The organism is Cupriavidus sp. 05T313 (assembly GCF_056396665.1).
Genome location: NZ_JBFTLX010000019.1, coordinates 46,931 through 65,187, shown reverse-complemented (window position 1 = coordinate 65,187; position 18,257 = coordinate 46,931). Strand labels below are relative to the sequence as shown.

Annotated in this window: 17 protein-coding genes; 5 read left to right on the top strand and 12 right to left on the bottom strand. The window is 65.2% G+C overall.

The features are described from left to right. The 4 genes from AC1DKD_RS07335 to AC1DKD_RS07320 form a co-directional block, all read right to left on the bottom strand. Positions 1–1,349 (bottom strand): methyl-accepting chemotaxis protein (locus AC1DKD_RS07335; RefSeq protein ID WP_477143138.1); only part of this gene is annotated, 1,349 nt, incomplete at its 3' end. A 158-nt stretch (positions 1,350–1,507) separates the two neighbouring features. Next, positions 1,508–3,148 carry a methyl-accepting chemotaxis protein gene (locus tag AC1DKD_RS07330; RefSeq protein ID WP_477143137.1) on the bottom strand — a complete coding sequence of 547 codons (1,641 nt, stop codon included), beginning with the start codon at positions 3,146–3,148 and terminating at the stop codon, positions 1,508–1,510. 45 nt (positions 3,149–3,193) lie between these two features. Then, a complete protein-coding gene (locus tag AC1DKD_RS07325; protein WP_441635412.1) occupies positions 3,194–3,670 on the bottom strand; it encodes a chemotaxis protein CheW in 477 nt (158 codons plus the stop codon). A 169-nt stretch (positions 3,671–3,839) separates the two neighbouring features. Beyond that, the gene (locus AC1DKD_RS07320; protein ID WP_441635414.1) at positions 3,840–4,223 is read right to left on the bottom strand and encodes a response regulator; all 384 of its coding nucleotides are present in this window, start codon (positions 4,221–4,223) and stop codon (positions 3,840–3,842) included. A gap of 465 nt (positions 4,224–4,688) precedes the next feature. Here AC1DKD_RS07320 and AC1DKD_RS07315 point away from each other — a divergent pair, with 465 nt between their 5' ends. Next, complete coding sequence (locus tag AC1DKD_RS07315; RefSeq protein ID WP_441635416.1) at positions 4,689–5,372, top strand: hypothetical protein; 684 nt, start codon at positions 4,689–4,691, stop codon at positions 5,370–5,372. Between the two features lie 48 nt (positions 5,373–5,420). Here AC1DKD_RS07315 and AC1DKD_RS07310 read toward each other — a convergent pair whose 3' ends face one another. From AC1DKD_RS07310 to AC1DKD_RS07300, 3 genes are all read right to left on the bottom strand, one after another. Beyond that, positions 5,421–7,370: a putative bifunctional diguanylate cyclase/phosphodiesterase gene (locus AC1DKD_RS07310; protein ID WP_477143136.1), complete on the bottom strand. Its 1,950-nt coding sequence runs from the start codon at positions 7,368–7,370 to the stop codon at positions 5,421–5,423. A gap of 132 nt (positions 7,371–7,502) precedes the next feature. Then, entirely contained in the window at positions 7,503–9,236 is a 1,734-nt protein-coding gene (locus tag AC1DKD_RS07305; protein WP_441635420.1) for a methyl-accepting chemotaxis protein, read from the bottom strand. A gap of 196 nt (positions 9,237–9,432) precedes the next feature. Next, positions 9,433–10,038 carry a flavin reductase family protein gene (locus AC1DKD_RS07300; RefSeq protein WP_477143140.1) on the bottom strand — a complete coding sequence of 202 codons (606 nt, stop codon included), beginning with the start codon at positions 10,036–10,038 and terminating at the stop codon, positions 9,433–9,435. A gap of 349 nt (positions 10,039–10,387) precedes the next feature. On the opposite strand from AC1DKD_RS07300, the gene AC1DKD_RS07295 reads away from it, so the two are divergent. Continuing rightward, on the top strand, positions 10,388–10,693 hold the full coding sequence (locus AC1DKD_RS07295) for an H-NS histone family protein (RefSeq protein ID WP_441635422.1): 306 nt from the start codon (positions 10,388–10,390) through the stop codon (positions 10,691–10,693). A gap of 175 nt (positions 10,694–10,868) precedes the next feature. Here AC1DKD_RS07295 and galE read toward each other — a convergent pair whose 3' ends face one another. Then, on the bottom strand, positions 10,869–11,888 hold the full coding sequence (gene galE, locus AC1DKD_RS07290; RefSeq protein WP_441635424.1) for a UDP-glucose 4-epimerase GalE: 1,020 nt from the start codon (positions 11,886–11,888) through the stop codon (positions 10,869–10,871). Positions 11,889–12,061: 173 nt separating this feature from the next. Continuing rightward, positions 12,062–13,093 carry a tyrosine-type recombinase/integrase gene (locus AC1DKD_RS07285; protein ID WP_441635426.1) on the bottom strand — a complete coding sequence of 344 codons (1,032 nt, stop codon included), beginning with the start codon at positions 13,091–13,093 and terminating at the stop codon, positions 12,062–12,064. A 365-nt stretch (positions 13,094–13,458) separates the two neighbouring features. Between AC1DKD_RS07285 and AC1DKD_RS07280 the strand changes: the two genes are divergently transcribed. Both AC1DKD_RS07280 and AC1DKD_RS07275 read left to right on the top strand, forming a co-directional pair. Further along, on the top strand, positions 13,459–13,839 hold the full coding sequence (locus tag AC1DKD_RS07280) for a nuclear transport factor 2 family protein (RefSeq protein WP_441635444.1): 381 nt from the start codon (positions 13,459–13,461) through the stop codon (positions 13,837–13,839). Positions 13,840–13,884: 45 nt separating this feature from the next. After that, positions 13,885–14,886, top strand: a complete 1,002-nt coding sequence (locus AC1DKD_RS07275) for an NAD(P)H-dependent flavin oxidoreductase (RefSeq protein ID WP_441635428.1) — start codon at positions 13,885–13,887, stop codon at positions 14,884–14,886. Positions 14,887–14,988: 102 nt separating this feature from the next. Here the strand turns inward: AC1DKD_RS07275 and AC1DKD_RS07270 are convergent, their stop codons facing one another. Then, the gene (locus tag AC1DKD_RS07270; RefSeq protein WP_441635430.1) at positions 14,989–15,540 is read right to left on the bottom strand and encodes a PadR family transcriptional regulator; all 552 of its coding nucleotides are present in this window, start codon (positions 15,538–15,540) and stop codon (positions 14,989–14,991) included. A 373-nt stretch (positions 15,541–15,913) separates the two neighbouring features. Here AC1DKD_RS07270 and AC1DKD_RS07265 point away from each other — a divergent pair, with 373 nt between their 5' ends. Continuing rightward, on the top strand, positions 15,914–16,135 hold the full coding sequence (locus tag AC1DKD_RS07265; protein WP_441635432.1) for a hypothetical protein: 222 nt from the start codon (positions 15,914–15,916) through the stop codon (positions 16,133–16,135). A gap of 198 nt (positions 16,136–16,333) precedes the next feature. On the opposite strand, the gene AC1DKD_RS07260 is transcribed toward AC1DKD_RS07265, so the two are convergent. Next, complete coding sequence (locus AC1DKD_RS07260; RefSeq protein ID WP_477143135.1) at positions 16,334–17,353, bottom strand: Bug family tripartite tricarboxylate transporter substrate binding protein; 1,020 nt, start codon at positions 17,351–17,353, stop codon at positions 16,334–16,336. A 124-nt stretch (positions 17,354–17,477) separates the two neighbouring features. After that, on the bottom strand, positions 17,478–18,209 hold the full coding sequence (locus tag AC1DKD_RS07255; protein ID WP_477143134.1) for an SDR family NAD(P)-dependent oxidoreductase: 732 nt from the start codon (positions 18,207–18,209) through the stop codon (positions 17,478–17,480). Positions 18,210–18,257: the final 48 nt, after the last annotated feature.

Here is an 18,257-nt window from a genome sequence, read left to right as displayed (position 1 = left end):
ATCTCGCCCATGGTCTGCCCGGCCTGGCCCACCAGTGCCGAGCCGTTGTCCACGCGCGCCACCGTATCGCCGATCAGGCCCTTGATTTCCTTGGCCGCGTTCGCGCTGCGCTGCGCCAGGCTGCGCACCTCGCCCGCCACGACTGCAAAGCCCCGGCCTTGCTCGCCAGCGCGCGCGGCTTCCACCGCCGCATTCAGCGCCAGGATATTGGTCTGGAATGCAATGCCTTCGATCACGCCGATGATGTCGACGATCTTCTTCGATGCCCCATTGATGTCGTCCATGGTCTGCACCACGCGGCCGACCACTTCGCCGCCCTTGACGGCTGTCTCCGATGCGTTCGCCGCCAGGCCGCTGGCCTGCCGCGCGTTGTCCGCGTTCTGGCGCACCGTGCTGGTCAGCTCTTCCATGCTCGATGCGGTTTCTTCCAGCGACGCGGCCTGCTGCTCGGTACGCTGCGACAGGTCGCTGTTGCCCGCGGCGATCTCGCGCGAAGCGGAGGCGATCGACTCTGCCGAGTCCTTGAAATCGCGCACCATGGTGGACAGTTGCTGCTGCATCTGTTTCATGGCGTGCAGCAGGCTGTCCTTGTCGCCGCTGCGCAGTTTCACTTCCGCGGAAAAATCGCCTTCGGCGATACGCGAGGCGATGGCCACGGCGTAGGCCGGTTCGCCACCCAGCTGGCGCGACAGCGTGCGGGCGAGGAATGCGCCAAGCAGCACGGAGACGGCCAGGCCGCCCAGCACCAGGCCCAGCATCCAAAGGCGCGTCCCCTCGTAGACGCCGCGCGCTTCTTCCATATTGGCCAGCGCGCGGTCGTCGCGGCGCTTGACCATCTTGGCCATCAAGTCCTCGAGCGCGCGGCTCTCCTTGATCAGGTCTGCGCTCTCGCTAAAGACCTGGCTCTCGAACTGCGAGGTATCGAGCGGCTGTTTGCCCACCAGCGCCACATACTTGCCCAACCGCTCGCGGTAGGCCGGCAGCAAGGCATCGTATTGCTTGACCAGGGCCAGGCCTTCCGGCTGGGTGAATGCCTGGCGCGCCCGCTTCATGCTCTCGTCCAGCATGCCAAGCGATTTCTCGATCTGGTCTTTCTCGGCGGCACGCTCGCCCATGGTCGATGCGGACAGCAGGGCGATCTGCGCGCGGCTGCCATAGAGCAGGCTGATATTGCCGGACTGCACGGCCTTGAGGGCCTGCAAGTCATCGTTATAGATCTTGCCGGTCCAGTCAGCCATGCGCCCCATATTGACGACGCCCAGCAGACCCATCACCACGCCGATAAGCGACACGACCAGAAATCCAACGACCAGCTTGGTCGTGACGCGCAGCTGATTGAACCATTGCATGCAGACCACCTCTCTTTTCTGAATGACTTGACCGGGTGCCCCGTCTGCCCGTGCCGGCGGATTGCCGGCAATGCGAACGACAGGTGCTACCTTTTTTCTGGAACAGTGCTTGAGACTGACTGTTTCAACTTGTTGCCTTGGCCGGATACCTGGCCGCGTCAGGCTTGCGCAAGCCGCTGGGCGCTGCCCTGGCCCACCCGCACCGGGCGCGCTTCCGGCCGCATGGTGACGCGGAAGGTGGCCACCGCATCGCGCAAGCGCGTGGCCTGGTCTTCCAGCGAACCGGCGGCGGCGGCGGCCTGCTCCACCAGYGCCGCGTTCTGCTGCGTCACCTCGTCCATCTGGGCYACSGCCTKGTTCACCTGCTCGATGCCCGAACTYTGCTCGGCCGATGCCGCGCTGATCTCGCCCATGATGTCTGTCACGCKCTTGACCGCCTGCACGATCTCGCCCATGGTCTGCCCGGCCTGGCCCACCAGTGCCGAGCCGTTGTCCACGCGCGCCACCGTATCGCCGATCAGGCCCTTGATTTCCTTGGCCGCGTTCGCGCTGCGCTGCGCCAGGCCACGCACTTCGCCCGCCACCACGGCAAAGCCCCGACCCTGTTCGCCAGCGCGCGCGGCTTCCACCGCCGCATTCAGCGCCAGGATATTGGTCTGGAATGCAATGCCTTCGATCACGCCGATAATGTCGACGATCTTCTTCGATGCCCCATTGATGTCGTCCATGGTCTGCACCACGCGGCCGACCACTTCGCCGCCCCTGACGGCAATCTCCGATGCGTTCGCCGCCAGGCCGCTGGCCTGCCGCGCGTTGTCCGCGTTCTGGCGCACCGTGCTGGTCAGCTCTTCCATGCTCGATGCGGTTTCTTCCAGCGACGCGGCCTGCTGCTCGGTACGTTGCGACAAGTCGCTGTTGCCCGCGGCAACCTGGCGGGTCGCCGTGGAGATGCTCGACATGCCCTCCTGAATCTCGCCAACCACCGACAGCAAGCTGCGCTGCATGGTGCGCATGGCGCGCGCCAGCGCACCGACCTCGTCGCTCGCGCGGTAATCCAGGCGCGTGGTGAGGTCGCCGGCCCCCATGCGCAGCGCGAAATCGAGCATGTCCTGCACCGGCCGGTTCACGCGCGCCAGCAGCAAGGTGCCGGCGACGAACGAGGACACCAACGCCAGCGCGAAGCCACCCCACAGCCAGGGCCGCAGCGAACCCGCTGCCTCGCCGTCTGCCAGCGCTTCAAAAGCGGCCAACGCAGCCAGGAACCACACCAGGCCCGCCACTTGCGACATCAGGATGCGCCGCTTCAACGTGGTCTTGGTGAGGCGCCCCGGCAATCCCGCCAGGCCGCGCCGTACCACAGCGCCATCGCGCACCGCGAGCCCATGGCCCTTGCCCTCGCGCAGGCGCGCATATGCCGCGCTGGCCGCCTCCACCTGCTCTCGCTGCGGCATCGAGCGCACGGAGGTGTAGCCCACCAGTTGGCCGTCGACGACCGTAGGCGTCACCGTGGCGGTGACCCAATAGAAGTCCCCGTTCTTGCGCCGGTTCTTGACGATACCGACCCACGAGCGGCCAGCCTGGATCGTCTTCCACAGATCCGCGAATGCTTCCGGCGGCATATCCGGATGGCGCACCAGGTTGTGCGCGGCGCCGAGCAATTCCTCTGCATCGAAGCCGCTAGTCTCGATAAAGGCGCGATTGGCAAACGTAATGCGCCCTTTGAGGTCAGTCCGGGAAATCAGGTAATCGTCTGCGGAGAGCTTGTGCTCTCGGGAGGTAACGGGTTGGTTATTTCGCATGGATGGAGGACTGCGTGGATCGGGCTCTGTCTGTTTGCAGCCGCTTCAAGCGGCCGCGGCTGCTTCAAGCGCTGCGAGCTCTTCGGTGTCTAGCAGTTTCTCGATATCGACAAGGATCAGCATGCGGTCTTCGACCGAGCCGATGCCGCGGATGTATTCGGTGTCCCCGGACAGCTGGGGTGCCTGACGGATCTGGCCCGGCGCCAGCGTCAGCACGTCGGACACGCCGTCGACCACGATGCCGGTGATGCGCTCGTGCAGGTCGACGATGATCACCACGGTGTACTGGTCATAGTTGACCGTGTCCTGGCGAAACTTGATGCGCAGGTCGATGATCGGCACGATGATGCCGCGCAGGTTGACCACGCCTTTGAGGTAGGCCGGTACATTGGCGATCTGCGTGACATTCTCATAGCCACGGATCTCCTGCACCTTGAGGATGTCGACGCCGTATTCCTCGCCGCCCAGCCTGAACGCGAGGAATTCCTCTCCCGCGCCCTCTGTCTTGTTCCCGCTTTTCATTTTCCTGGCTCCCGCTGCCATGACCGGCCATCGCGCGCAGCCAAAGCCACGGCTGGCCGGCCCGAAAACGGGCAGCCTTGCCGAGACCCGGCCTGCGCCAAGGCACGAATATCGTTTACCTCTTAACGGCAGTAGGCCGCGTGCCTGAAGGGAAACAATGGCAAGGCATTTACCCTACCTTCGAGGGGTCCAGCAGCGCGCCGACGGCTTCCATCAGCTGATCGGGATCGAAGGGCTTGGCGAGGAAGCCGGAGGCGCCGGCATCGCGGGCCTGCTCACGTACCTGGCCGTCGACCTCGGTGGTCAGCATCAACATCGGGATTGCGGCATAGGCCGGAGTCTTGCGCAGCGTGCGGATCAGGGTCAGGCCGTCCGTGCCGGGCATGACCTGGTCGGTCACCAGCATGCCGAACGACGTATCCATGGCCAGCGCCAGGGCCTCGTCGCCATCGGCGGCCTCGGATACGGTGTAACCTCCGGCGCGCAGGCAGGCGCCGATCATGCGGCGCAAGGAGGGAGAATCGTCGACGACTAGAATATGAGGCAAAGACATAACGGCTCCGTTGACAGCACGATGGTGAGTCCACAAGCCCAGGTCCTGGCCCGGTGGACCGATATTCGTTCTCGCCTGGGACGGCGGCGGCGGGCAAACCCGAGCGATTTCCCTGTGCGTTCCCATGCCAGGGACCACGCGGATGCAAGCTGCTGCGGCACTCGCGCAGCGCGGTGCGAACCGCGCCCCTGCGGGGAATATCGGCAGCGTTGGCCGAAACCGTAGTACGGTTGCGCTGATAAGCGCAGATTTGTTACCCCCCGGTTATGGGGTGCATCCGCTCGCCGAGGGTCGGCATACTACGGCCGCCGCGCAAAACGTCCCACTCCCATTGCTGGCCGTGGACGGTTTGCGCTACCCGGGGCAGTGGCACTGCAACACTATCGGAACGTCAACATGTCGAACTTGCCAGGCCCGCAGTGGAGCAAACGGGAAGTCCCGGAATCGCGTCAAACCGACAAGCTCATGGTGCTCATCCAAGGCGCGCCGGACGCATTGCTGGCGCCGCTGCCGGATTTCGGCGGACGGCTGCACTGGGTATCGCGGCGTCCGCGCCAGCCGGCCGATGTGCAGCTGGTCATCGTGGAGCGGCAGATCAGCGCAGCCATGGCACAACGCCTGCGCGCGCTGCGGCACCCCGATCGCCTCGTTGTCACCCTGCTCGTCGATGGCCCGGCGTATGCCACGACGGGCTGCGGGCCCATCGTGCCGACCACCGCCGAGGGACTGCCACGCACCCTCGAATTGCTTTCCTCGGTGTTGTTCGCGCCGGTGCTGGGGGATGGGCCCATGCCCCTGACATGGCGGGATGTACAGGCGGTGGCCAGCCGCGATGCAATCGGCCTGGCATTGCACGTGGAAACCACCAGCGAGGCCAGCATGGCGGATGAGCTGCTGATGCAGCTGGCGCGCTTCCACGGACGTACCCGCATCGAACCCGAGGCGCTGCTGGCCAGTATTTACCTGCCGCGGGGATTGCCATCGCTGGTGAATTGCAGCCAGCAGCTGCGCAGGCTGGGGGCGCTGACGGGGCACTATTGCGAGACCCGGTTTGCGTTGCTGGTGCCGGAAAGCGGGCGATTTACCCGCTTGCTGGCGTTGTTTCCGTCTGCCGGAGCGCTGCCTGACCCTTATACGCCCAGGCGGTGAACGGGCGAGTGCCGGATGTCGCTGGATTTCCGAGCGGCATCTCACGCCTCAATCCCCCGAGACCAACTCCGCGAACGCCCCCGGATCCAAGGGATGCGACAACAAATACCCCTGCACCTCGTCGCAGCCCATCGCCGCCAGAATATCCAGCTGCGAATTCGACTCCACCCCTTCCGCCACCACCCGCATCCGTAGCTCATGCGCCAGCGCCACCATCGACCCGACGATGGCTCGGCCTTGCGGGTCGGYATCCAGCCCGCCAATCAAAGTACGGTCGATCTTCAGTGTCCCGACGCGCAACCGTTTCAGATACCCCAGGCTGGAATAGCCGCTGCCGAAATCGTCCAGCGCGACATGGATGCCAAGCGCTTGCAACTCGGCCAGCGTCTCCAGCGACTGCGCGATATCCTTCATCGCCGCGGTTTCGGTGATCTCGAGCGTGACGGCCGACGGTGGAATGTCGTGCTGATGGATCTGCTCGAGCAGGTATTGCGGGAAATCGCGGCTGGCAAAGCGCAGTCCGGAGACATTGATGGCCACCGGCACCACCGGGATGCCCTCGTCCTGCCACTGCCGGATCTGCCGGCACACCGTGGCGATCACCCAGTCGTCCAGCTTGTCGATCTGGCCCGACTGTTCCGCCACCGTGATGAACTCGGCGGGATTGACCTGCCCCAGCGTCGGATGGCGCCAGCGGCACAGCGCCTCGGCGCCGATCACGGTGCGCTGGCGCACGTCGAACTTCGGCTGGTACTGCAGCGCGAGACCGTCGTCCTGGATGGCCAGCCAGAGGTCGCGACGGATGACCCGCATGCGCCGCGCGCGCTCGCCGGCGGCGGAATTGAATACGCGCACCTGGTTGGAGCCGCTCTCGCGCGCTTCGCTCAGGCTCACGCGTGCCGCCTGCATCAAGGCTTCCGACGTTTGCGCGTCGCGCGGGTAGATGGCGATGCCGATATTCACCCCGATCTGCATCTGCAGGCCGCGCGTGGACACGAACTCCGCGARCGAGCTCAGCAACCGCGTGCCCAGTTCATTGGCGCGGTTGTGCTGGATCATCTCGGGCACGCCGACTGCGAACTCGTCGCGCGCCAGGCGTGCCAGGAAATCGTGCGGCTCCAGCGCTGCCTGCGCCAGGGCCCCGGCATCCTGCGCCAGGATATCGTCCGCGCGCACCTCGAAGACTTCGTCTACCTCGCGAAAGTCGGCGATATGCACCAACAACACGGCACAGCCGGTCTCCGCCAAGCGCGCCTGCGCGATCGACTGATCGAGCCAGCGCGCAAAGGCGGTGCGGTCGGGAAGATCGGTGCTGACGCTGTACTCCCCGACCGTACCGTGTCCACGCGCCGTCGCGCGCACGGTCAGGCGGCCCGGGATGCGGCCGCGCCGACGTACCGGCAGGGTGGTTCCCCCGCCCGTGGCGGGCGACTGGCTATCGAAAATATCGTCCAGCGCCTTGGTGTCCGGGATGGCGAAGCCGGGCGGGTTGGCCAGTTGCCATGCGAGCGGGTTGGCGCGGCGCAGGCCGAAGTATCCGAGCGCCGCCAGAAGAAGCGCGGCCACCGCCAGCCAGGCCGGCTGCATGAAGTTGCCGGGTTCCACGCATAGCGCGGACGGGCGCTGCGCATTGCCGCACAGGGCGCTCAGACGCGCGCCGGCGGCCACCACCACCCCGGCGCCGGCCAGCGTCACCGCCAGGGCGGTACCGCGCAGCAGGGGTATGTGCCGGCGCAACCAGGGGATGGCAAGCGTGAGCCCGGCAGTCATGGCGAGCACGGCCGCGGCCTGCGACACCTCGCGCGTGCCCCGCAGGCTGCCGGAACCCAGCGCGACCCACAATGGCAGTCCGACGGACGCGGGTGAAAACAGCAAGACCGCCCATTGCAGCGCCCGGCTGGGTCTGCCCGCCGGCTCCCGGTCCGGCTTGGCTGCGCGTATACCCAACCCGACCGCGAGGCCGGAGAAGGCAGCGAGCAGCAGAAGGCTAGCACTCATGTCAGTAAGGAAGCTGCGCAAAAATTGGGGGCGATGGCGCGACGATCCGTACGATGCGGGCGCAAGACCCGCATCATCGCATCACGCGCGCTTCCCCGGGGATGAAAACAGCGGCAAGCTGTATGCCATGGCTCAGAACGCGCTCCAGTCGTCGCCGCCGGTACCGGCTGCGGCCAGTGCGGGGGCCGCCGGAGACGCGGGACGTGCCTTGCGCTGGACCGGCGGGCGGGCTCGCGTCGGCATGGCCGCGACAGCCTTGGCCTTGCCCGTGGCCGCGACGCGCGTAACCGGGGCCGGCGTGGCCACGGCATGGCTGCCTGACAGCCGGAACACGGACACGACGCCATTGAGCTTCTGCGCCTGCTCTTCCAGCGCGCCCGCGGCCGCCGCGGCTTCTTCCACCAGCGCGGCATTCTGCTGGGTGACCTGGTCCATCTGCGTGACCGCCTGGTTGACCTGCTCGATGCCGCTGGTCTGCTCCTGGGTGGCCGCGCTGATCTCGTTCATGATGTCGGTGACGCGCTTGACCGCATTGACGATCTCGCCCATGGTCTGGCCAGCCTCGGCGACCAGCCTGGTGCCGCTTTCGACGCGCTGGCCGGATTCGCTGATAAGAGCCTCGATTTCCTTGGCGGCGGCGGCGGAGCGTTGCGCCAGGGTGCGCACCTCGCCGGCAACCACCGCGAAGCCGCGGCCCTGCTCGCCCGCCCGGGCCGCCTCCACCGCGGCGTTCAGCGCGAGGATATTGGTCTGGAAGGCAATGCCCTCGATCACGCCGATGATTTCCACTACCTTGCGCGACGAGCCATTGATCTCGTTCATGGTGTCGACAACACGGCCTACCACGTCGCCGCCCTTGAGCGCGATCTCCGAGGCATCGCTGGCCAGCACACCAGCCTGGCGCGCGTTATCGGAATTCTGGCGCACTGCCGATGTCAGTTCTTCCATGCTGGCCGCGGTCTGCTCCAGCGAAGAGGCTTGCTCTTCGGTACGTTGCGACAGATCGAGGTTGCCGGTGGCGATCTGTTGCGTGGCCGAGGCAATCGAGTCAGTACCGCCGCGCACCTGGGCAACGATGTTCGACAAGCTTTCCTGCATGGCCACCAGCGCTTGCATCATGCGCCCCACCTCGTTGCGCGACACATTGGTAATGCGCGCGGTCAGGTCGCCGGCGGCGATACGCTCGAACACCCCCAGGGCCTCCTCCACCGGCCGCACGATAGCCCGGTGCAGCGTCACGGCACACAATACGGCGACCAGCAAGCCAAGGGCGATCAGCGCGAAGGACAGCGCGCGCACCTGCCCGAAGCGGTCTTGCGAGACGTTGTAGTTGGCTTCGCCGGTACGGATCTGGAAAGCCTGCAGGGCTTCATAGGCGGTAGCCAGGCTGCGCTGCAAGTCGGGCAGCGCCTTCTTGGCAATCGCAAGCGCCCCGTCCGCGTTGTTCTCGATCAGCGCTTTCTGCAGAGGCAGGATGCCCTTCTCCATGAATTCCTGGCGCTTGCGGCCAAATTCCGCGGCGAGCGCCTTTTCCTCGGCGTCCTGCGGCAGCGCCATGTATCGCTTCCAGGCTGTCTCGGCGCTGTCGACGAACACCATGGAGCGGTCTACCGCCGCTTTGCCATCGTCACCATCGCCAGGCATCACGCCGCGGTCCAGCGCCAGGCGCATGCGCGTCGTGCCGAGCATGGTTTCACTGAGCGCCTGCGCCGACGCAAGCTGGTTGCCATAAGTTTCCTGGAGCGCGTCGTTGCTGTGCGACATGCCATAAAGGCCCGCACCGCCAACCAGAATCAGCAGAAGCGACAACATTGCCATTGCGCCGCGCAACAAGGTTTTGATCTGGATATTGTTATGGAAAGACATGAAGCACCCGATACGGTAAGGAATGCACAGGACCTCCTCCGGCCCCGGCCCGGCGAATCGACACCCCAGCGACCCGCTCAGGGCAGATAACGGCGTGGTCGCGTGATTCCTTGAGCGAGGTGCCGTGCCCGCCACGCCGGCAGCGTCCCCTCTCCTACCCTGCGTCGCCAATTGGGGCCGTGTCCCTGCGCTGCGCTCATTCGGTGGCCCCCGGCTCCACCTGGAAAGCCTCCCCGGTGGCAAAAAATGCGCCGCCGGCAAGGTAGTGCATCGAACGACACTCCCGATCCGGAAAATGCCATCTGCCATTCGAAAAAGCGGCGGAATCTGCCCACGCAGCCACCACTTCGGCAATAAACAGATCGTGGCGCGCGGCGTTGGCCGGCTCGGGGATTACCCGGCATTCCAGCCAGCCAAGGCAGCCGGCAACCAGCGGTGCGGCAATCTCTTTCGCCGCAAAGGTGGCCAGGCCCGCGGCGGCAAACTTATCCTGCTCGCGGCCGGAACGCGAGCCGGATTCCRGCGTGGCGGCGGCCTGCGCGCGGGCGGGGATGTTCAATGCGAACTCGCCGGACGCTTCGACCAGTTCGCGGGTGAGGGTGCGGGAATCGATCACGACCGCGACCTTGGGCGGCTGGAAATCCAGCGGCATCGCCCAGGACGCCGCCATGACATTACGCCGGCCAGCGTGGGCGCTGGTCACCAGCGTAACCGGCCCGTGATTCAACAGGCGATAGGCTTTCGCCAGTTCGACCGGGACGAGCCTGCCCGCGGCGCCGGCGTTAATCGAATCGAAAGACATGTTTGAGGCGAAAGCAGGTTTGGTCGTTTTGCGAAGGGATCGGCATTGTTGCACCAAAATCACTTCCCGCTGCGCGCCATTACGGCGGGCAGGGTTATTACGCAGTCCGGATTGCAAAACGGCGGGGTGGTGTCGGCACGCCGTTTTCTCGAACATTCGAAAGCAGCCGCTCTGTCGGCAAATGCGAAACTGCCGCTGACCCGTGGTCTGCACGGAAGTTCATTAATTAGATCATACCGCCGATTTATCAGAATTCTCTCCATCGCGGTTTAAAAGCGTTTGCAGGATCGCTTGGTGCCGTTATAATTCATCCGAATCATCATGCTCACCCAGTAAATCGAGGCTCGCAATGGCGACTTATCAGGAAATTGTTCAGAAAATCAGTGAACTGCAAAAGCAGGCCGAGGAAATCAAGGCTCGCGAGCAGGCTTCCGTCATCGCCGATATTCGCCAGAAAATCGACCAATATGGCCTGACCGCGGACGATCTGGGTTTCGGCGCCAAGCCTGCCGCCGGCAAGAAGGCAACTCGCAAGGTACCGGTGCGCTATCGCGACGGCGCGGGCAATACCTGGACCGGCCGCGGCAAGCGTCCTGGCTGGCTGACCCAGGCCCTGGCCGCCGGCAAGAATATCGATGACTTCCTGATTCGCTGAAACCGGGCGCCGGCAACGGGCATCGCGGCCGAGCACCCGCTGCGCTCCTGAGAACGGCCGGGCACTTGCCCGGCCGTTCTCATTTTCACTGCCCGGTCCTCGCCGTGTCCACAGAGCGCCCACAAAGCCGGGCACGCAGAAACGGGTACGCACCCCGCCTGCCCGGCCACGCCACTCAGCCGGCAAACCCCAGCGGGTTCATCGACTGCCAGCGCCACGAATCCTCGCACATGCGATCGATATCGTGCTGCGCGCGCCATCCGATCAGCGTGTGCGCCAGTGCGGGATCGGCATAGCAAGAGGCGATATCGCCGGGGCGGCGAGCCCCTATTTCGTAGGGTACCGGGCGGCCGCTGGCGCGCTGGTAGGCCGCGACGACCTCCAGCACGCTGTAGCCCCGGCCCGTGCCGAGATTGACCGTCAGGCATTGCTGCTTGTCGCGCAGGTAGACCAGGGCCGCAAGATGGCCGGCCGCAAGATCGCAGACGTGGATGTAATCGCGCACACCTGTGCCGTCGACCGTGGGGTAGTCACCGCCGTGCACCATCAACTTCTCGCGGCGCCCGCCGGCGACCTGCGCTACATAAGGCATCAGGTTGTTCGGCACGCCGCCGGGGTCTTCGCCGATCAGGCCGCTTTCGTGCGCGCCCACCGGATTGAAATAGCGCAGGTACGCAATCCGCCAGTCGGGATCGGACCGTTCCAGGTCACGCAGGATCTGCTCGCTCATCAGCTTGGTCTGGCCGTACGGATTGGTGGCCGAGAGGGGAAAGTCCTCAAGGATCGGCACCGAATGCGGATTGCCATATACCGTGGCGGAGGAGCTGAACACCAGTTGCTTGACACCAGCAGCGTTCATCGCCGAGCACAGGGCAAGCAAGCCATTGAGATTATTGTCGTAATAATCCAGCGGTTTGCTGACCGATTCGCCCACCGCCTTGAGCGCCGCGAAATGAATCGCCCCGGAGATCCGGTGTTCGGCAAACAAACGGTCCAGCAAAGCGCGGTCCCGGACATCGCCCTCGACAAAATGCGGACGCTGGCCGGTAATCTGCGCAAGCCGTTCGACCACGGCGCGATTGCTGTTGCAGAGATTATCCAGGCCAATCACGTGATAGCCGGCCTCGAGCAAGGCGACCCAGGTGTGCGATGCGATATAACCGGTGGCTCCCGTGAGCAGCAAAGTTTCAGACATAGCGATTCATCAATAGGTTGTGAAAAGAGACTGAGCGGGCACCGCGACAGCGCGCCTGGTACATCTGGCGAAGCGCCTGTTTCAGCATCCCCTGGCACGAGGCTGCCATCGGCGGCTGGCAACGGCTCCAGGTTAGCGCCACCCGCATTGGGCCGAACGACGACTAATGGCGACTAAGCATAGCAGGACGCATCTGTCGTGCCGGCGTCACCGGCCGAATTCCGTCCTGCCGCCAGGCCTGCGCGCGCCTGCCAGGCCTCGAAAGCGGCACGCAGGCGCCAGCCGGACTCCAGGTCCCGCATGCCAAGGCACTGCGCCACTTCAGCCGGGCCGGCGCCGCCCTCGAAGTGCAGCGCGCCGCAAGTATTGCGCAGCGTCTGCGGAGACGCCCGTTCACTGCGGCCCGCCAGCACGCCGGCTTCATCCAGCAGGATCTCCACCCGGCGGTACAGCGAAGCGGCATGCAAGTGCCGCCCGCTCGGCATGGCGGGAAAGACCAGGTTGCCCAATGTGCCACTCGTGCCGCGGATCTCCAGCCAGGCCAGCAATGCCGGCCGCGCGAAGGCAAAGACCGGTGCCTCGTAGGCGCGGCCGTTGTCGGCCCGGACCAGGCGCAGCCTGGCGGCATCCTCCGCGATGCTACCGGTGCCCAGGCCACGCGCTTCCCCCACCTTCAGGCCGGCGCCCAGCAACACCGCGACCAGCGCGGTGTCGCGCGCGCGCTTCCATTGGGTCGGCGACAGCGCGGCGGCATCCTGGCCCGGCGACCGGGCCGCCGGCGCCAGCACCCGGGCAATCAAGGCTTCTCGCTCGGCAGGCAGCAAGAAGGCGGTGGGATCGTTCTCGCCTTCGGCAAGGTGGGCGCGTACGGCCTGGCTCGCAGGATTGTGCAGGCCGTCCTGCAGCAGCGACAGATGGTGAAAGACGCGCTCGATCAATCGTGCATAACGATAGCGGTGGTGCTTGTGCAAGTCCTGCTCGTCGAGGAAGGCTCCGATCTGCTCCGCCGACCATGCCAGCGGTGCCACCCCGCGCTCCCCCGACCACCGCAAAAGCTTGCCCCACATCGCGCGATAGACCACGGCGGTGCCATGGCGAAAGCCGTGGCTGACCAGCCAGCCGTCGAAAGCCCGCTCGGGTTGGGTCCGCCAGGCTTCGAGATCCGCATCGAAAAGGGCCCCGGACGGCCCTACTTTGGCGCTCATGTCAGTACTCACTCGCGCTCCTGCGCTGTTTTGCGGCAATGCCCGTATTGTAGACAAGCCGCCACAAAAGACCGAGGCCTGCGGCCCCTCCCTTCGGCCAAAAAAAAAGCCTCATGAGGCATATAAACGCCAAAACATTGCAATTGCCGTCGCGTGCTGCTACCTTTCTACACATCGCTATGCAACTGGTTGCATAGCGATGTGTAAGCTGCCGTCGCCGCGGCGCCCACCGGGCAAGCGGAACGATGCAGCCCAGCGCGCCGGAACGGGCGATTTCCGCGCCCTCGGCCCACTCCGGAGGAGACACCGTGACCCAAGCAACCTTGTCAGCGGCGGCGCAGGCCTCGCTGGCAATCTGGCACCGCATGATCGCCACCCATTCCATGGCCGACCTGGACAGCATCGTGGCCGATGAGGTGGTATTCCACTCGCCCGTCGCCCACACACCGTACCCGGGGCGCATCGCCCTGCGCATGGTGCTGGAATCGGTCAACCAGGTATTCCAGGACTTCCGCTATCACCGCACTTTTGTCAGCGACGACGGGCGCAGCGTGGTGCTGGAGTTCAGTGCGACAGTCGACGGCAGGTCCGTCAAGGCCATCGACATGATCCGCTTCAACGACGCCGGCAAGATCGACGACTTCGAGGTCATGGTCCGTCCCAAGAGCGGCCTGGACGCGCTTGCCGCCGCCATGGGCGCGCGGCTTGCCAGCCAGAAGTCCGTACTGCAGGGCGCCAGCGCCTGATACCGGCATCTTCCACTCACCGTTTCAACTTCGCAAAAGAACGCTATGTCTCTTCCCGCCATCCTGCAGGACCGTCTTTCGCTGCCGGTAGTCTGCTCGCCACTGTTCATCATCTCCAACCCCGACCTGGTGATCGCCCAATGCAAGGCCGGCGTGGTCGGCTCCTTCCCCGCGCTAAACGCGCGTCCGGGCCCGGTGCTCAACGACTGGCTGGACCGCATCACCACCGAACTGGCCGAACACGACGCCAAGCATCCAGATCGTCCGGCCGCGCCATTCGCGGTCAACCAGATCGTGCACAAGTCGAACGACCGGCTCGATCACGACCTGGAACTGTGCGTGCGCTACAAGGTGCCCATCGTCATCACTTCGCTGGGCGCGCGCACCGAGGTCAACGACGCGGTGCACTCGTATGGCGGCATCGTGCTGCACGACATCATCAACAACACCTTCGCGCGCAAGGCCATCGAGAAAGGCGCCGACGGCCTGATCGCGGTCGCCACGGGTGCGGGCGGCCATGCCGGCGTCCTGTCGCCGTTTGCGCTGCTGCATGAAATCCGCGAGTGGTTCGACGGCCCGCTGCTGCTGTCGGGCGCCATCGCCAGCGGCGACGGCATCCTGGCGGCGCTGGCCGCGGGCGCCGACCTGGCCTACGTGGGTTCGGCATTTATCGCCACCGAGGAAGCCAACGCRCAGGCCGCCTACAAGCAGATGATCGTCGATAGCAACGCGTCGGACATCGTCTACTCGAACCTCTTCACCGGCGTGCACGGCAACTACCTGCGCCAGAGTATCGTCAACGCCGGGCTCGACCCGGCAGCGCTGCCGGAATCGGACCCGTCCAAGATGAATTTCGGCTCGGGCAGCGTCAAGGCGTGGAAGGACATCTGGGGCGCCGGGCAGGGCGTGGGCGCCATCAAGCGCGTGGTGCCGGCAGCCGACCTGGTGCGCCGCTTCGCCGAGGAATATGCGCTGGCACGCCGCCGGCTGGGCCTTGCCCCGCAAACGGCGCACACCAGCGGCGCCACGGCAGCCGACCTGGCCTGATTACGTCGTCGCGGGCAGTCCGTCGCATTCGGCGGCGGATTGCCCTTTCCCCCGCGCCTTTGGAGGGGGGACCTTATCTCGGCGCCAATGGCGGCCAGCGCCTCAAGCCGGATCGTCCTGCTTATCCAGCAGCGGCAATAGCTCCTCCGCCCAGGACACCCAATCTTCCTCATAGCGGATACCCCGCTTCAGCAGTGCATGTTGCAGTTGCTGCGCGCGCGTGGGCTGCGCGGCGGAGAAATCACGCCTCTCTATCTGGCGGTAGGTGTCGAGCCGCTCCTGGTGCAGTCCGATCAGGCGCTGCATCTCCGGCCTCAACCCTAGCGGACCCACGACGGCATCCGCCCGCAACTTCACCAGGATCTCGTCGCGCAGGTCCAACCCGGCGGTAGGCGCAAGCACCCAGCGCGCAAGCTCGTCGCGCCCCGGCGGCAGCACGAAATAAACCTTCTTGCGATTGCGCGCATCGCTCTCGCCCTCGCCCTCTTCCTCGGCAATCCAGCCATGTTCGGCCATGCGGCCCAGTTCCCGATAGATCTGCTGGTGCGTGGCATGCCAGAAATAACCGATTGAACGGTCGAAGCGCCGCGCCAGCTCGTAGCCGGAAGACGGTCTTTCCAATAAGGAAGTCAGGAGTGCGTGCTGAACGGACATGCGGGAAGGGTAACGTGAGAGCCCGTCGCCAGGCAGTGAAGTCTTCCCTCCCGGCGTGGCTTTGATGGCAAGCGCCTATGGTAGCGCAAAGGAAGTGCAAAACCGCGCACGGCGCGACCGTCCCGGGTCGCCGCCGTCCGCACTGCCAGCCCCGCGGCCCCGGAGAGGGCCGCCGCCATCGATGCGCGCGGTTTCTGGCGGTTAATTGCGGGAAATATGACAAATAAGCGACAGACCAGATCCAGATATTAAAAATGCTGAATGGCATTTTGCCGCTGTCTGCAATACATTTGCAGACATAGTCATTTCGCATGCCTGTCGCCGGTTCTCGGCCGCGGCGCAGCGCATGCCCGTCATTCACCAGGAGTGGTCCATGCAAGGACAAACAGATTTCGCCGAAGACCGGGATGTCCAGTGGGAAACGGATGGCCCTCCTGTAGTTTGGCAAGCGGCACCGGCGGCAACCATGCCGGTGTATTACCGCCTGCCGGACACGCCGGAAGGGCACCATATCAAGGAGTACGCGAGCGGCCTGCGCCAGCTGGTGCGCTTTGTCGGTGTCGAAGAGCAGGTCGTGAAGTACAGCCTGGCCTGATCCGCGCCGGCCGCGTCTTTCCGTCGTTTCCTCCCTTGTCTCCTCCTGCCCTGTTCGAGCGGGCCAGGATTAAGCCCGCGAGAAATCGCGGGCTTTTTTCTGTGCCATGGACGTAAAGAAGCCGGCCCCGAAGGGCCGGCTCGTGGCTGCCGGCAGGCCGGGCATTGCGTCCGGGCCGGGCTGGCGATCAGGAACCGATCAGTCCACCGTGGCGCCCGAAGCCTTCACCACCTTGGCCCACTTGGCGGTTTCCGACTTCATGAACGCGGCCAGTTCAGCCGGCTTTTCCGGACGAGGCTCGGCACCCTGGTCGGCCATCTGCTTCTTCACTTCCGGCATGGCCAGGATCTTCACCACTTCCGCGTTCAGGCGATCGATGATCGGCTGCGGCGTGCCGCCGGTGGCGTACAGCGCGAACCAGGAGGTAGCTTCATAACCCGGCACGCCGGATTCCGCCACGGTCGGCACGTTCGGCAGCGCGGGCGAGCGCTTGGCCGAAGTTACGGCGATGGCACGCAGCTTGCCGGCCTTCACGTGCGGATACGACGACGGCATGTTGTCGAACATCAGGCCGATCTGGTTGCCCAGCAGGTCGYTCACCGCCGGTGCGCTGCCCTTGTAGGGGATGTGCTGGATATGCAGGCCGGTCATCGAGTTGAACAACTCGCCCGACAGGTGCATCGACGAACCGCTGCCCGACGAACCGTACGACAGCTTGTCCGGGTTGGCCTTCACATAGGCGATCAGTTCCTTGACGTTGTTGACAGGCACCTTGGGGTTCACCACCACGATGTTCGGCACCATCGCCACGCGCGAGATCGGCGCGAAATCCTTGACCGGATCGTACGGCAGCTTGGAGTACAGCGACTGGTTGATCGCATGGGTACCGATGGTGCCCATGAACAGCGTGTATCCATCGCCCGGCGCCTTGGCCGCGATCGATGCACCGATATTGCCGCCAGCACCCGGGCGGTTGTCGATCACCACCGGCTGGCCAAGCACCTTGCCCAGTTGCAGGCCGACGATGCGCGCCAGGATGTCGGTGGTGCCGCCGGCCGAGAACGGCACGATCATCGTGATCGGCTTGGTCGGGTAGGTACCTTGGGCGTAGGCTGCACCGGTCATGCCGCCAACGGTTGCGGCCAGTGCCACGCCGGCGGCCAGCAGGCGACGGCGCGCGCTGTTGTGCAGGGTGCGGGCTTGGGAATCGGATTTCATGTTTACTCCAGGATAGATCGCTGTAAGCCCGCACTTGTGGCGCGGGTCATCTTTTTAGTTTTTACTGACTAAATGCTGTGGCGTGATAACGTGGCGCGATTGCCCCGGTCACGCCCAGGGACTACTACACGGGTGCGACGCCGAGCGTGGTGCCGCCGCAAACGTAGAGCACCTGGCCGGTCACGAAACCGTTCTCCGGCGACAGGAAAAACATCGAGGCGCGCGCCACGTCTTCCGGCGTGCCCATGCGCTTGACCGCGATGCTGGCGAGGATGCGCTTGGTCTGCTCGCTGCCTTCGGGGTTGCTCTTGCGGAACAGGTCGGTGGCGATCGGGCCGGGCGCCACGGCGTTGACCGTGATGCCGTCGCCGCCCAGCTCCATCGCCAGCGTGCGGGTCATGCCGATCAGGCCGGCCTTGGTGGCGGAATACACCACGCGCTCCGGCTTGCCCAGCGCCGCGCGCGAGGCCATGTTCACAATACGGCCGAAGCCCGCCGCGCRCATCGCGGGCAGGCAGGCCTGGGTCAGCAGCAGGGTGGCTTGCAGGTGCAGGCCCACGACATAGTCCAGGTCTTCCACGCGCGCGGTGTCGGCGGTACCGGGGCGGGTGGCGCCCGCATTGTTCACCAGCCGGGTGACGGCAAAGCGCGAGGTCACCTGCTCGGCCACGGCGCGGGTCGCGGCGGCATCGGTCAGGTCGGCCTGAAAAAACGTCATATTGGGATGGGACCAGGCGGGCGCGACATAGTCGACATTGACCACCTGCGTCACGCCATCGGCCAGCAGCATTTCGCTGATGGCACGGCCGATACCGGAACTGGCGCCGGTAACGAGCGTGGCAACGGGAAGGGACATCTTGTACTCCGACCGGCCACAACTGCGCCGGGTCATGCTGGAAAGGGA

Bases quoted from the DNA above. Each gene is read 5' to 3' on its own strand.
- AC1DKD_RS07265 (WP_441635432.1), top strand. From the start codon at position 15,914: ATGCAAGGACAAACAGATTTCGCCGAAGACCGGGATGTCCAGTGGGAA.
- AC1DKD_RS07325 (WP_441635412.1), bottom strand. From the start codon at position 3,670: ATGAAAAGCGGGAACAAGACAGAGGGCGCGGGAGAGGAATTCCTCGCG.
- AC1DKD_RS07315 (WP_441635416.1), top strand. From the start codon at position 4,689: ATGGTGCTCATCCAAGGCGCGCCGGACGCATTGCTGGCGCCGCTGCCG.
- AC1DKD_RS07295 (WP_441635422.1), top strand. From the start codon at position 10,388: ATGGCGACTTATCAGGAAATTGTTCAGAAAATCAGTGAACTGCAAAAG.
- AC1DKD_RS07280 (WP_441635444.1), top strand. From the start codon at position 13,459: ATGATCGCCACCCATTCCATGGCCGACCTGGACAGCATCGTGGCCGAT.
- AC1DKD_RS07270 (WP_441635430.1), bottom strand. From the start codon at position 15,540: ATGTCCGTTCAGCACGCACTCCTGACTTCCTTATTGGAAAGACCGTCT.
- galE (WP_441635424.1), bottom strand. From the start codon at position 11,888: ATGTCTGAAACTTTGCTGCTCACGGGAGCCACCGGTTATATCGCATCG.
- AC1DKD_RS07285 (WP_441635426.1), bottom strand. From the start codon at position 13,093: ATGAGCGCCAAAGTAGGGCCGTCCGGGGCCCTTTTCGATGCGGATCTC.
- AC1DKD_RS07320 (WP_441635414.1), bottom strand. From the start codon at position 4,223: ATGTCTTTGCCTCATATTCTAGTCGTCGACGATTCTCCCTCCTTGCGC.
- AC1DKD_RS07305 (WP_441635420.1), bottom strand. From the start codon at position 9,236: ATGTCTTTCCATAACAATATCCAGATCAAAACCTTGTTGCGCGGCGCA.